This is a genomic window from Rhizobium sp. L51/94, from assembly GCF_019355555.1.
In the GTDB taxonomy this organism is placed as follows: Bacteria; Pseudomonadota; Alphaproteobacteria; order Rhizobiales; family Rhizobiaceae; genus Rhizobium; species Rhizobium rhododendri.
The window spans coordinates 982,318-996,437 of sequence record NZ_CP072142.1; the positions used below are offsets into that span (position 1 = coordinate 982,318).

Sequence of the window (14,120 nt, forward strand, 5' to 3'; positions counted from 1 at the left end):
CGACCCTTGGTACTCTGACTTCCATTAAGCTGATGCCACCTTGGCATCTTATTCGAAGACAAGGCGGCGCGGCACATTATGTAAAGATAACTGATGCACGAACCTTCAGCGCTGTCCTTTGCCGCTTGACGGTCACTCGTGTCCCTTGCGCATCATACGCTGACCTTTCACCGCACCAGCTTGCACCAAAACGATAGAAGAACGACTGCTCTTCATCCCGAAAGATGCGGCCCGTCTCTTGCGCTATCTACGGCGCAAATCTGATCTCATCTATCGTTTGGTAGATGTCCATGATGTAGGCTCAAGCTATCAGTATTGCGCAATACCGTTGGTTAATTGGAGAATACGCGACGATATCGCTCAGGATGTATATTTTTCCGGCCGCTCCCACCGTGGAATTTTAGAAATTGTTAAAGACGGCACCAAAGCTACTTGTGAAGAAGTAGTGATGGAATTCTGCCGCGCCAAAATCCACCTCTTTTCAAGAGCATAGCCTCAAGAAGATGCATCAGAGCCTTTCTCGTTTCGGTTGACACTGTTGTAGTTGGTGCTGTTGACGCAGACCGAATAGCGGTGATGCCGCATAATAGGGTTTTGCGTAGGGGGAAATTTAGAATGCGCCTTATCCGTTTGCTAACAAGCGCGGCATTTGTCGTCGCCGTTTTCGCTTGCCATTCCAGCTATGGTCAAAGTGCGGAGCCACTGACAAAGGCACCATTCTGCATGCCGGACAATGCTGATGCCCAGACCCCGACGCAGTTTGCGATATGCGCGGATCCGAAGGGTATTGTTCAGATCAATCTCGTATCCATCATCAACATGATCAACGACGAGTCGATACCCGACGCCTTGAAGGACAAGCTCAACGAACGGCTCGGCCTCCTTTACCAGCAGATGTCGTCGGAATGCGGAACTCAGGTTGCGTGTCTTGAATCCTACTCGGCGAAGTTCCAGAACGATACGTCACGCATGATATTGAAGGCGCTCGCTTCTGGAAGCTACCAGAAGCCAGATCCGAGCGCTGCCACGGCCGACGCGGCCTCTCCCGACACAGGGATGCAGCCCGCGCAGGCCACTCCCGACGCAATGGCGGATATGGCAACACCGACTGTCGACATGAAATCACCCAAGCCGCCGGTCAGGCTCAGCAATCTTTCCGTGAACGACATGAAGGCCCTAACACTGCTTAACGCCGTGAATGAAGGTGCAATCCAGGTCGGCGGCATCGAGATCTGGCTCGGCAAAGACGCCGAGGTCCGCGATATGGCGAACGCCATGATAAAGGACCACGGCGACGTGAAGAAAGATATCGCAAAGAAGTTTGCCTACAAGACGACGCCGAGCGAAACCAGCCAGTGGTACGTCAACCATTTCAAGGAAGTCACGCCCGAGCTCTCCAAGATGACCAAGGGCGAGGACGAGAAATATCTCAAAGGCGAGTTGGCACTTCACAAGAGAATTCTGGCCGACCTTAATGCCTTCAAGCCGGATGACACCTCGCCCGCAGTCGCCACCGAAATCGGCATGTCGATCAAGGTATTCACGCGTCATCTCCAGATGGCCCAAGCCCTTGTCAACCAGCCCAAGTTCGCCGGGAAGTGAGATGTGAGGAGCTTGCTGGTCGCAGCGGTGGCATGTATGGCCATCTCCTGCAATATGGCAGTGGCGCAAGAACGGCCGCTGACCCACAAGACCGTGAAAATCATCATCTCCGGAATGGACTACATTCCGGCGAACGCCAGGATCAACGTGGGCGACAAGGTGATCTGGGACAACGAGGACATCGTGTCGCACACGGTGACCGCCGAAAACGGCGCGTGGGATCTCGGCGACATCCAGCCGGGCATGGCGAAGGCTCTCATATTCAAAGCGCCGGGCGAGATATCCTACCTGTGCACCTATCATCCCGGCATGGTCGGAACTCTGACAGTTCAGGCTGACGACGCGCAGCAGCCACAGCCGCCACGAACTTCCGCGAACCCGCAGCAGCAACCAAGCACTGCGGCGAATGCGGCGTCCATGCCTGAAGCGATGCATATGCCGATACACCCGTCCGCTCCGAGGCGAATTCACCGCACACCGAAAGCCTAGCGGTTTTTGCTTGAGTCTGCCGATGCTGATGTCTACCCGGCGTCGGCTACCGCAGGGGAGCCGCGTTCCTGCCGGGATCGGCAGGGTCAGAACTAGAACTCTGCAAGCTTCATCATAGCAGGATGAAATGAGAGAATGGGCGCGGATTATGAGATTCCCGTTCCATGGTTTCTTCTGAAGTATTCCGGGGACATTCATTGACGGCGGTCTCGCGGTCGAAGGGCTGGCAGACCACGTCGACTGATCGCCGCCTTTAATTTAGGCTACATCATGATCTGCACGTCCACGGTATTGGCAACCGTTCTCGCTGGCTTCTTCGTCGGGGGTTGGCTCAACATGTATCCCATCGAGGCGGCTATCGTGACCGCCTGTCATTCGGGCTTGGGTGGTACGGGCGATGTTGCGATCCTGGGTGCTGCAGACCGTATGAGCCTCATGGCCTTTGCCCAGATCTCCACGCGTGTCGGCGGAGCTATCATGATTGTCATTGCTACATTTGCGATGAAGCTGGGGTATTGATTGCGATGTGCAAATCAGCAGGGAGACGGCAACAAGACGTCTTCCTGCTGATGTTAAGCGCTCCCGAATTCAAAGACCTACCTAACACGCTAAACGCTTTGGGCCCGCATCGTCTTCGATGAGCACCAAAATCAATAAGATGTCGCCGTCAGACGGGCGACATGAAGGTCGAGCGAGACGTCGAGATCGGATTCTATCCCGATTTCAGTTTTCCAATCGATCGGACATGTAAGTTTGCTACGTAACCACTCGACCGTAGCGCGTTCTCGCGTCGTCTGCTCGGCGGTATGCATTCCATTTCCCTCGTTGAACGGGCCCAAATATAATCCGACCGGAGACATGCCCATGTTTGCGAGGCGGTGCCTCGCTAATTTGGTGTGATGGCCCGTTCAATTTCCAAGACGTTCTATATGCGGTTGGGTTTTATGCCAGCAGGGCCAGAATTCGAACTTCATCCGGCCTTCACTTTCGTTTCCATCGCTTTATTCACGATTTTTTGCCTGAATTCGCCAAGGAGGATCAATTCGGTTTGAGCCTGCAAAGTACAAGAGCAACCGGTTGCCGCCCGGATCAAACAGCTCCGCTTCCCGCCAGAGCCAACTTCGGTCTTCAGGAGGTGTCGAAAATTTAATGCCGGCTGCCGTCAATTTTTGAAATGTAGCATCGAGATCATCGCATTCGAAGTACACCGTTGTGCCCCCGTCGACCTCTGCCCCTCGGTGTAAAGAGAACGTGCTGCCGCCATCAGGGCAGACAAAGCGGACGTACTCGGGCCTCGCATCTACAACGGGCACTAGACCGAGGGTGCAGTAGAAGCTCCATCCGTCATCCAAATCTGGCATTGTAACGGTTACCTGATTCAGGTTCATCTTGCCACCTCCTCTTACACGACGTCGAGATAGCTGATTTCTCAATCGGACGTCTGAATATACGCAGATTGCTGCAATATAGGAAATAAGGCAGACCGTCCTTAGACGCGGTTCAGGAAATTTCGTTAGAAAATGACCCTAAAGCGTCATCTATTTTCTTGGCCTCCTTAGCGAAGGCCGGGCAAAATATGCGGAGAATCAAATTCTACCCTGCTGAGATTATTTCGAGTTTTATGACGGTCTGCGCGGCTTCTGCGACGGCGCTCCCGACCCCGTCACTTTTTCTGAAATTGTGCTTCTGCCTTTTCGCGCCTCAACAACGATGTAAAGGGTAACGGCCGAGAATACCATTAGCCCTCCAGCAACCGTGCTGGTGCTTGGCGTTTCGTTGAATGCCACCCACACCCAGAAGGGCGCGAGTGGGGCGTCGAGTGAGCCGATTAGAGCTGTTTCAATCGCCGGAAGCAACTTGGCGCCGATCGTGAATAGGACGAGACCGATGGCCGAGTTCACCAGGCCAAACAGGCTCAGTAGGAAGAGGTCATGCGCGGACACCGCGAGCGGCTCTCCAAATGGCCAGCACACCAACCCACTGAGCAGGGCGGACGCGCAGGCGGCCGGTAGGATGGGAATAGTGTTGAAACGTCTGACAACCACCATCATGATGGCAAGGCAAACTGTCATGCCAAACGCCAGAAGATCGCCGAAGAGATTTCCTTCCACACTGAGCCTGACCATCACGACAATGCCGCTTAGGGCGGCAAAGCTGGCGATGACGGCGTTTCTCGACGGCCGTTCCCGCATTATCAACCAGGCGAGAGCGGCGGCGAAGAACGGGACTGTCGCATAGATTACCGCAACATGAGCGACAGTCGCGTGCCGGAGGGAGGTGATGAAGAATACCATGCCGAGCGCCGACACGGAGGCAAACGACCAACCGGGCAAACCCATCGCCAAAACCCTGTGCCACCCGCTTCGACCCTCTGAAGCAAGGATCACGATTGCGATGCCGAGTGCCCCGAAGATGCCTCGCCAAGCAAGCATGGTCCAGCTGTCCAGCGGGATGAGCCTTGTAAAGAATCCCGCCGTACTCCACGCGACGGCCGACGCGGTCACTAGCAGCAGACCCGCCCGATATTCGCCGACGTTCATCACGAAGAAACACTCATGTTCGTTTCCTCGCCCTTCTTTTTCCAGTCGCCAGTCGTGTTCCACCAGCGGTTCGGGTTGGCGGTATCGTCGAGCCCTTTGGAGCGGCTGGCCAGGATGGGTTGGATCCTGATAACCGGCTCCTGATAGCTGTGCATCTGAAAGATTGTCTCGATTACCTGTTCGACAAGCCGCGGATTGTCAGGAAGCTCGAAGGATACTTCAACCGTTCCGGGGCGCTTGCGGATTTCCGTTTCCGCACCTGCGGCGGCCCCCTCGAGCGGGCGATATCGTTCGATACCCAACCCGGATGATAGGCGTTGCTGTCGTAATTCCCCATGACAAGGGGAGCGACCTTGACCACCGCTTCCATTATGCGATCCACATCCTCGGCCGGCGCTTGAAATGTCAGTAGGCTCAGCCGCTCCATGCGCACCGACCGAGTCTCAAATCCTTGCATGATCATTTTCCTACCCTCATGATTGAAATGACGATCAGCATAATTGAGGCTATGCTGACATCCTGTGTCAGCATCATCGACGACAGTGGCCTATTTCCGAGGAAGAGCAGGATGGGGCGATCGAGCCGACTGTTTGAGATCATCCAAGTTCTCCGGCGAGCGCGAGCACCGGTAGCTGCTCATACGATTGCGGACGCGCTGGAGGTGAGTCAGAGGACAGTCTATCGCGACATCGTCACGCTGCAGGCCATGCGGGTGCCGATCGACGGCGAGGCAGGCGTCGGCTATGTCCTGCGCGAGGGCTTTGATCTCCCGCCTTTGATGTTCTCGGCAGAAGAGGTCGAGGCCATTGTGGTTGGCCTCTCATTGATCGGTCGCACTGGCGATGCCGATCTTCTAAATGCCGCTTCCCGCGTGAGCTTGAAAATTGCTGATGTTCTTCCTGGCGTAAATAACCGTGCGCTTGAGGGATCGCCCCTTCACGTGTCGCGCTGGAATGCCATTCCCGCTTCAGTGGTGGAGTATGGGATGATACGAGAGGCGATCAGGGAAGAACGAAAGCTTCAGCTAGAATATCAGGATGCGGAAGCGCGATGCACCGATCGCATCGTCAGGCCAATCGCGCTTGTCTATTATGTCGACAACATCCTTCTCGCAGCCTGGTGTGAACTACGGCAGGATTTCCGCCATTTCCGCGCAGACCGCATGCGCGCCTGCGCCACCACCGGCCACTTCTTTGCCGGCCAGAGCGAGGGGCTGCGGTCTGATTGGCGTGCCCGGCACGAGCTGTTTTCCAATCCTTGACCTTGCTTGTCGCGAAATCCCGGATTTTTGCCTTTTATGTTTGCCTGACTTTTGCGGCGCTGCAAAGTCAGGGATCCCGCGAATTTGTCATCGTATGATTTGGTCGAGGACCGGCAAACTGAATACGGCTGCCGCCGAGATAAGGCCATAGCAAATCCAGTGGAAAACGGTCTCGCTTGCCCGCCCAAAAAGCGGAATCCCGTGATCTCAATCTCACGCGACGCGAAGCCGACATTACGCTTCGACTTGCGAGGCCCACCGACGATGCTGGCAGCAGGGTGCTTTCTAAGCGCATAGCGACACTGACTTACGCCGCGTATGTCGCGAATGATGTTGATGCCGGCACGGAAAAACTACCCTGGCTTACGTATGAGGAGGGAATGGCGGACTTGCCGCAGGCCCGCTGGATTGCGAAAGTGGCAGAGAGCGGCGGCATTCTTTCGCCCCTTGCCGTCAATGACGCCGAGGCAATGCTTCAAGGCGTCCAGGTCGGGCTCGGCCGCGGTCTGCTGCCATGTATCGTGGCAGATCAGATATCGAGCCTAAGGCGCATACATCTCGATGAACTAGCGTTTCCTGAACGCGAGATCTGGTTGCTGACCCATCCTGATCTGCGTCATCTCACGCGTATAGCCGCGGTCCTTGCCTGGATAGAGGCGTCGATCCGGAAGCTGGAGCTCGCGTCGCTGTCCGCAAGGAAGCTGTGACAGGTCGCGCAGTGTCAGTGTTGTCGCGATTGCTATGACTACTTGTGTGGCGCACCATTCTCAGGAATTGTGCAGCCTGACGATGGCGGAGATACAACGTGCTAGTTCCCACATATACCCCCCGATATTTCGGATATTTGGATACGTGGCGCATTTCTGATTGGGCACTTAAGGTTATGGAATTTTGATAGCTGCTCCATGTCGGGAGCGGGCTGTCGATCCGCGGTTGGTCGCAGAAGCCCGCACGTTCGTAGAGGCCAATCTTTCTACAATGAATAACACTCCGCACTATTCTGTCGGATTTGTCATTTTGCATCACGGAAGTGCGGCCAAATGGCTATTGACCCAATGGTGGACGGATGAGTGCATCTGCCGACAGCATGTCGCCTATTCTGATCTGTCGGGATCTCCCGCATTTGCTCCGGCCGAGCCGGATCTTATGGCATGTGCCTACGAACTCGTTCCCATCGATTTTGAACGACGCGCCTGGGTTTCAACGGTGATGTCAGGAAAAACCAAGGACTACCACCTCGGTGCACTGCTCCCGGATGGTTTTTATTGATAGCGTCAATTCGACGACTGATGTTTTGCCCAACCACAAGGTCTTGCGACACGGGCAGACATGGAGCAACGTGAGACTTTCCATCATTCTTCCGCAGTTGTTGATTTCAAAAAAGGATTTGAAATGACACCTTTACCTGAAACCCAAGAAGGCATCATTCGAGATCTCGGCGTCAGCAAGGACTTCCACCCTGAACGTGAAATCGAGCGTCGCGTCGCGTTTTTGTGAGACTATCTCGTCGCCTCGGGCATGCGAAGCTACGTCCTGGGAATTAGCGGTGGCGTCGATTCCCTCACCGCCGGTTTGTTGGCACAAGAGGCGGTTACGCAATTGCGCAACATAATCACAGGCGCCGAATTCATCGCCGTCCGATTGCCCTACGGTGTGCAAGCCGACGAAGGCGACGCACAAAAAGCTCTCGCTGTCATTCAACCGGATCGAACGGTGACAATCAACATCAAGGATGCCTCCGACGCCGCTCTCAATGCGTCGAAGCTCGGCGGCGTTGTGTTTGCGGATGAAGGGCAAGAGGACTTCATTCTCGGGAATATCAAAGCCCGCCAAAGGATGATTGCACAGTACGCGCTTGCTGGCGCTTCGCGCGGCCTCGTCATCGGGACGGATCACGCAGCAGAGGCCGTCATGGGATTCTTCACAAAACACGGTGATGGCGCCGCTGACATTCTGCCGCTGGCGGGTCTTACCAAGCGTCAGGTCCGTTCTCTTGCAAAGACATTAGGGGCACCGGACGGCTTGGTGTTCAAAGTTCCGACCGCCGATCTGGAGAACAAAAGGCCACAGCGCCCCGACGAGGACGCGCATGGCGTCACCTATGATCAGATCGATGATTTCCTTGAAGGCAAGCCAATCGACGAAACTGCGCTGAGCCGAGTTCTCTCCACGTATAGGATCACGTCCCACAAACGAGGACTTCCTGTCGCTGCGAGTGGCTAATTCCGCGGAGTTGCCGCAAACCGCCCGAACAAGCTACTGTTGCAAGACTTTCATCGAGCTGCAACCACGGCTACGCCAGCGCCAACCATAATGCCACCGGCAGCACGATTGACTCTGCGAACGATGCGAGGGCTCCGCAACAGCGTCCGCGCCCGACTGGCGAGGATGACATGTCCGCCGATCACCACGACCTCGACAGCAAGAATGACAGCCGACAGCACGCCGACATGACCGAGGGTGAGCGATGCGCCAACCACGTTAGGCAGAAGCGCGACGTAGAACAGCGGCATTTTCGGATTACCGAGATTGAGGGCGACACCAGTTGCAAAGACGGAAAGCAGCCCGCGCCGGCCGGTGACGGGCTGCAAGTCGGGAACGACGGGCTCTGCCGTCCAGAGCTTCACACCCATCCAGATCAAATAGGCAGCACCTGCATAGCGAAGGATCGCCATAACGACACCCATTTCAGCCGCGATAATCGACAGGCCAAAGGCTGCAAGGGTCAGAAAGATCAGGATGCCGACGACGGTTCCCGCACCATAGGCGATGCCAGAGGCGGCGCCGTTGGAAATCGTGCGGGCAACGATCGTCATATTGTCCGGGCCGGGACTGGCGGCGAACACGAAAAAGGCCGCTGCGAAGGCAAGCCGTGTCGAATAATCCATGGAACCCCCGAAGGTTATGATCGCTCTCGGGTGTTCAGAATACGCATTTTCCTTTGATGCGAAAGGGGATGCTCTCGAAAGTAATCTCTACCTTGTCATGCTCGAAATACAGCAACAGGTTTCGCCACGCATCCGGCTCTTCCGAGAGAGAGGCTTGCCGCCAAACCGTGTCAGGCAAAGCCACGCTCGTGGATTGCAAACCCCTTCACTACGAGGACGAAATTGCCGAAATATCCTCCAGCACCTTCAGACCCAGCCGTTGGCCCTGCTTTGGCATTTTGCCTCGAGCTGCGTTCGTACAGCCCAAAATTGCAGCCATTTGTTTAGCTGCTGGCCATTTCCAAGTTGCAATCGACAACAGTTCGGATAACCATGGCGGGAGTTGAAATTCACATAACTCGGAATTATGTAAAGCCGTAACAGGCCCTTGAGTGACTACGACAGTCATGTGGTGTAAAATTTAGCAGCACTTTTGGTGGCAAAGAAGTCGTGGGCTTGGAAGCGACGGTTTAACTCCGTTCAAATCCAATCGTTCGTTGTCAATTTCTTGTGGCGCGTCACTCCCGGGATGGCCTATAGGAACTGCGACCATCCGGCTTTGCCTTGGGCCTTTGCTCGTCGCTCTAAGTCCCTATACCTTGCATAGCACCAGGGATGATTTCACGCACCATGTTTGTCTGCAGGAAAAATAGTGACTAAGACCCAGAGTTTATCGTCCGACATCTATGCCATTGCCGATATTCATGGACGCGCCGACCTTCTTGAGGCCATGCTTGGCTACATCGCAGCTGCCTCGGATGATCATCAATCCAAGCCTGTCGTGATCTTTCTGGGCGATCTGATCGACCGAGGCCCAGACAGTCCGAAGGTACTTGATCAGGTTTGTTCGACACTCGATCTCTATCCGGGCTCCCGGCTCATTCTCGGCAATCATGATTTTTACCTGCGTGAGCTCCTTCGCGGTACTCTCACCCAGGAGGACGCCGTCAACTGGATGGATTGGGGAGGCGTTGCGACAGTGAGCGCCTATTCCAGTTGTCCGGTGCCAGATTTTGAGAACATCGCCGCCGATATCCGCCGCGTCTTCCCACATCATGTGGACTTGCTGGAAAACGCGCTGACATTCGAAGAAATGGGGCGCTTCTGCTTTGTTCACGCTGGAATACGTCCCGGCATTCTGCTCGCCAAACAGGACGAATACGACTTGCGCTGGATCAGGACGGGCTTCCTCGACCACATGGACGTCTTTGGTCATGTCGTTTTGCATGGTCACACGATCACGAAGTCGCTGCGGCCTGAAGTTTATGCAAATCGCATAGCTTTGGACACCGGCGCGTATCGGACTGGACGGCTGAGCGCGGCAGTGATCAGGCGAGATGCGCTTTCACACTTCGTATGCACCGAACTGACCGACACCGGTGCGATCCACGTTGGTGAGTGGCAGCCCGGTTAATGGATAGGGGAGACCAATTTTCCGTGGTTGCTTTTGGAATGGGTCGATTGGTGTCGGCATGTTACATGTCGAGGGAAGGCGAGCTTGCCGCCTTCCCTCGTGTTTATTGACGCTTTTTGCGCCAGGGTGCATTCTTCTGCCAGTCGCCTGCCATAATGCTCCCGTAGGGGATCACCTCGTCAACCACCTCAGCCAGTCCGAAATGCTCAATTTGTGCCCGCACGTTCGCAGCGCTCTTGTAGGCACTCGGTAGTTCCGACACATCCGCGAAACCGGAGAAGAAGCGCGCGTCCAGACCACTTGTCTCTTTCTCGAGAATAGCTGCGATGTTGTTCGGGCTAAGCCCCCGCGAATCGGCACCATATTCCGCAGACAACTGCCTCATATGCGCGCTGCGCGAGAAGTTGCGGCCGGCACCATGGGGCGAGAAGCCGAGACCATTTGCAGCGTTTGTGCCGCGAACGATCAGGATCGGCTCCGCCATGTTGAGCGGAATGATGGTCAGATCGGTCGCATCGTCAGCCCAGTTGTCAAAGGCGGGCGTCGCACCCTTTCCGTGGTAGAACAACCCGTCCGACTTGCGGAAAACAAAATTATGTTCGTTCCAGAAGCGATCCGCAACCTTGGTTGAGAGCTTCTCTGCCGCCATGTCGTGAAGGACATAGTGGTTTTCCTTCGTCCATTGGCGGATGGTCTGCAACGCCGACCAATAGAGGTCGCCCTCCGCGGTGTCTGCCGGAATCCAGGCATTTTCCCGATGAGTCTCTGGCGAGATCTGCTCCCTCAATCGGTTGGCGACCTTCATGCCCTTGTCGTAGAGTCGTGCACCCGGTGCTCGCGATCCGTGATGGGTCACAAGTGCCGTTTCGCCGGTCGACTTCATCGTTCCGACATAGGCAAAATGATTGCCGTCCCCCTGGGTCGCGAAATGCTCAATGCCAACACTCAGAGCACCATCTCGCAGATATGGGTTCTGCTCAAAAGCCGAAAGCGTTGCGTCGGAAGGCTTTAGCTGGCTTCCGCGCGGACGACCGCCGGGACCGAAATGCGTCACGGCATGCACGGCGTCCAGCAGCGACTTCGGGTCTGTGCCGGGAAAGATCGAGATCGCCATGGAGCAGCAGATATCGGCCGAATGCATGCCCGGATGGATCGCTTCGGATGCTACCACGCCGCCAACCGGGATCGTCCCGACAGGACCCGCCGGGCAGGCGTCGGGCATGATCGCCGCGGCCCGAACGACCGGCGTGCGCACCAGCGCGCGCATCGTCGCGTTCACCTTCTCGACATTGTCCTGTTCGAAGGCGTTCTCAGCGCGGATGTTGGAATAGATCTCGACATCGTTATCTGCCCTCAAGGCTAGAGTTGGCCCCGGCTCGAATGCCTTTGCCGCTTCCAGGGCATCTGTCACCGAGCCACCCTTGCTCAAAACTGTGTTTGCCGCCTCAAGTGCCGGGCGGAACCACTTCCCCTGGCTAATGCCGGCGTCGATCAAATCCTGTCCGCTCACTACTGTTATCATTGTCTTTTCTGCCTCTGCAGTCCTTCTTGTTCCGTTGGTCTTCTTCACTCCACCTTGGGCGAGAAGCATTAGCGGAGATCCATCGCGCCGGACGCATTCCACAATCATGGCGCTATGCGGCCCCTGTTGCCATCACTTCATTCGCCCAGGGCCTTCTTCATCATTCCGGCGACAAGATGTGGCAGGACAATTTACTGAGCTACGCGCTCCATCGAAGCGCGGGATGGCTTGAACATCCGACCTGCCCACCAAAAATCCGGCGGGCCGCTCTTTCCCTGTAGTCCTGCCGGCATTCGCCGGGTTATTCCGCCCCGGTGGAACAGGGGTATTGTATGCCATGCAGCGGCGACGAGGATGGACGAAACCGGATGGCCCCGCTCGTGCCAGAGAGCGTATGCCCAGGAGGAGTCGAACCTGCCAGACCATCCAACTGTGGTGGCTGTAGTTCCGTCCGGCATTCGCCGCTGCATTTGGCCATGGCGACCAGTATTGAAGAAACAACCTGCTGGTCCTCCTCTAGGGATCGCCAGCAGGGCGGGGTTCGAACCCGCTTCCCGAAGGGTAACCAATGTAGTTTCCTCCGCATTCGCCATGTCATTCCATTCGTCCGTGACGACGAGGTCTGGTGAAACGTCCTGCTCTATCCGCTGAGCTACGCATCCATAAAGGGAGGACACGACGGGATTCGAACCCGCGACCCGGAGATTAACGATCTGTAGTTTCATCCGGCATTCGTCACGGTTCCCCGCGCCGTTCACGGCGGCGCGGGGGTATTGCTTTGTGTGAACCGGTCAGAGCTCAATCGCCTCGATGGCCTCTACCCAGCCAGCCGATCCATTCCTATTGGCCGCGAAAGCGTTGATGACCCCATAGACGGCATCCGAGAACCCGCCGATGTTGAGCACGTCCTCTCGCGTCACCGCCTGTGTCGAGGCGTGGGGCTGGATATCGAGACAAACCAGCTTTGCAGCCGGATTGCGTTTCTTGATCCTCGCCCATTCCGTCATCACAGCAGTCGGCTGGCCACCTTTGCGCGCGTCCACCCAGGACTCGTTGTCCGAGATGAACACCACGAGATCAACCTTGGCCTTCTCGTTTGCGAGCCTCTTTAGCGGTGCGGAGCAATTCGTTCCGCCGCCGCCGATTTTTGCCAGCTTGTCGGCATTGGTCATCACCGAATCTCGCCGGTTGAGACTGACGTTCACCACGTCATTCTCGAACGGCAACACCCTCGCCTTTGGATTGCGCTGCAGAAACGCCGCGGTCATCAGGCCGGCGACATCGATACAGCGGACCGCGGACGTCGCGCCCTTGCGGTAACCGGTCACTGGCGAGCCCATGGAACCCGAAACGTCGGGGCACAGCACCACGTTGCCCGTCAGGGACGGCACATTGGAGACGGCGATATCCATCGCATCCTGCAGCGCATCCCGCACGACATCCGGAACCTGGCCATCGACCATCTTCCACGCCATCATCAGCTGATAGGGAAAGACCTTCGCCTTGCGGATTTCCTCCGGATCGGCAAGCCGGGTCGCCAGCGCCTCGGCAAAACCCGCGACCTCGAAGACGCCGTTGCGGGCGAAAGTGTTGAGGCTCTGCCGCACCATCTGCCAGCTGCCCCTGCGGGCGATCTCGACCCAATGCGTCCGCGTCAGCGGCAGCGAGGTCAGCATCTGGAACGGCACGTCCGGCACCGGCACCGTCTGGTCACGTCGGAACGCTTCCAATGCCTTGACGAGATCCGGCAGCGCAGAGTAGTCGTGCGGCTTACCGATTGCCCAGGCATAGAGGGCTTTGAGCTCTTCCGTGGCCGGCTTAGGATGGACCATGCGGATGACATCGGCAAGGGATGGGTCGTTTCCTACCATCGCACGAAGGATCTGCTCTGTGCTTGCCCGTTCAAGCCACGCCTGCACCGACTTCTTCGGCCGTGTTCCCAGCGACTTACGGCCGGTAGCGCCAGAGCGCATGACTTGCACGAAGCCACGCAGCATCTTGCCGCTCTTCACCACCCGCGGGAACGCGCTGGCAAAAGCATCGCTCTGAAGGCTAGAGAGCATGGCGAGCAGCGTCACCGGCATGTCCTTCATGTGACCTCGCTCAGCCGCATAGACCGCCACCTTCGCGAGAAACTCCGGCTCGACCTGGAGGGCAAGCTCCTTTACCGCGTCAAGCTGTTCGGCTCCATCTGCATAGAAGGTGCCGTTGAATGTCCCGGTCACAGCATACTGCGCGAGCGCCTCACGCGGCGTCAGCCGATAGGCCGGCGCACCTGCATGATTTTTTGTGTCCGTTCCCGGAAGCAGTTTTCCGAGGTAAGTTTTGAAGATTGCCTTATTGACCATAACGGCACTCCTTTTTG

At 56.5% G+C, this 14,120-nt stretch carries 12 protein-coding genes and 2 pseudogenes; 8 read left to right on the forward strand and 6 right to left on the reverse strand.

Annotated features, from left to right (window positions below; genetic code table 11):
* Positions 1-723: 723 nt before the first annotated feature.
* The 3 genes from J5274_RS22430 to J5274_RS22440 all read left to right on the forward strand — a co-directional run bounded on the left by J5274_RS22430 (position 724) and on the right by J5274_RS22440 (position 2,610).
* The gene (locus tag J5274_RS22430; RefSeq protein ID WP_219275148.1) at positions 724-1,602 is read left to right on the forward strand and encodes a DUF4142 domain-containing protein; all 879 of its coding nucleotides are present in this window, start codon (positions 724-726) and stop codon (positions 1,600-1,602) included.
* A gap of 36 nt (positions 1,603-1,638) precedes the next feature.
* On the forward strand, positions 1,639-2,091 hold the full coding sequence (locus J5274_RS22435; protein WP_219275149.1) for a plastocyanin/azurin family copper-binding protein: 453 nt from the start codon (positions 1,639-1,641) through the stop codon (positions 2,089-2,091).
* A gap of 270 nt (positions 2,092-2,361) precedes the next feature.
* On the forward strand, positions 2,362-2,610 hold the full coding sequence (locus tag J5274_RS22440; RefSeq protein WP_219275151.1) for a 2-hydroxycarboxylate transporter family protein: 249 nt from the start codon (positions 2,362-2,364) through the stop codon (positions 2,608-2,610).
* Between the two features lie 482 nt (positions 2,611-3,092).
* Here J5274_RS22440 and J5274_RS22445 read toward each other — a convergent pair whose 3' ends face one another.
* The 3 genes and pseudogenes from J5274_RS22445 to J5274_RS22455 all read right to left on the reverse strand — a co-directional run bounded on the left by J5274_RS22445 (position 3,093) and on the right by J5274_RS22455 (position 5,094).
* Positions 3,093-3,479, reverse strand: coding sequence for a VOC family protein (locus J5274_RS22445; protein ID WP_219275153.1), 387 nt, complete (start codon positions 3,477-3,479; stop codon positions 3,093-3,095).
* Positions 3,480-3,710: 231 nt separating this feature from the next.
* Positions 3,711-4,631: a DMT family transporter gene (locus tag J5274_RS22450; protein ID WP_224173207.1), complete on the reverse strand. Its 921-nt coding sequence runs from the start codon at positions 4,629-4,631 to the stop codon at positions 3,711-3,713.
* Positions 4,631-5,094, reverse strand: a pseudogene (locus J5274_RS22455) (hypothetical protein). Before J5274_RS22455 ends, J5274_RS22450 begins: the two are co-directional and overlap by 1 nt.
* A gap of 105 nt (positions 5,095-5,199) precedes the next feature.
* Between J5274_RS22455 and J5274_RS22460 the strand changes: the two are divergent.
* From J5274_RS22460 to nadE, 4 genes and pseudogenes are all read left to right on the forward strand, one after another.
* Positions 5,200-5,892 (forward strand): YafY family protein, encoded by a 693-nt coding sequence (locus tag J5274_RS22460; RefSeq protein WP_219275157.1) that lies wholly within the window; start codon positions 5,200-5,202, stop codon positions 5,890-5,892.
* Between the two features lie 176 nt (positions 5,893-6,068).
* A complete protein-coding gene (locus tag J5274_RS22465; protein WP_219275159.1) occupies positions 6,069-6,599 on the forward strand; it encodes a LysR substrate-binding domain-containing protein in 531 nt (176 codons plus the stop codon).
* Positions 6,600-6,825: 226 nt separating this feature from the next.
* The gene (locus J5274_RS22470) at positions 6,826-7,161 is read left to right on the forward strand and encodes a hypothetical protein (RefSeq protein ID WP_219275161.1); all 336 of its coding nucleotides are present in this window, start codon (positions 6,826-6,828) and stop codon (positions 7,159-7,161) included.
* Between the two features lie 123 nt (positions 7,162-7,284).
* A pseudogene (gene nadE, locus J5274_RS22475) lies at positions 7,285-8,115 on the forward strand (ammonia-dependent NAD(+) synthetase).
* Positions 8,116-8,165: 50 nt separating this feature from the next.
* Here nadE and J5274_RS22480 read toward each other — a convergent pair.
* Positions 8,166-8,780, reverse strand: coding sequence for a LysE family translocator (locus tag J5274_RS22480; RefSeq protein WP_219275163.1), 615 nt, complete (start codon positions 8,778-8,780; stop codon positions 8,166-8,168).
* A 691-nt stretch (positions 8,781-9,471) separates the two neighbouring features.
* Here J5274_RS22480 and J5274_RS22485 point away from each other — a divergent pair.
* Positions 9,472-10,233 carry a metallophosphoesterase gene (locus tag J5274_RS22485; protein ID WP_219275164.1) on the forward strand — a complete coding sequence of 254 codons (762 nt, stop codon included), beginning with the start codon at positions 9,472-9,474 and terminating at the stop codon, positions 10,231-10,233.
* 103 nt (positions 10,234-10,336) lie between these two features.
* Here the strand turns inward: J5274_RS22485 and J5274_RS22490 are convergent, their stop codons facing one another.
* Complete coding sequence (locus J5274_RS22490; protein WP_219275165.1) at positions 10,337-11,755, reverse strand: RtcB family protein; 1,419 nt, start codon at positions 11,753-11,755, stop codon at positions 10,337-10,339.
* A 791-nt stretch (positions 11,756-12,546) separates the two neighbouring features.
* Positions 12,547-14,103: an RNA-binding protein gene (locus tag J5274_RS22495; protein WP_219275167.1), complete on the reverse strand. Its 1,557-nt coding sequence runs from the start codon at positions 14,101-14,103 to the stop codon at positions 12,547-12,549.
* Positions 14,104-14,120: the final 17 nt, after the last annotated feature.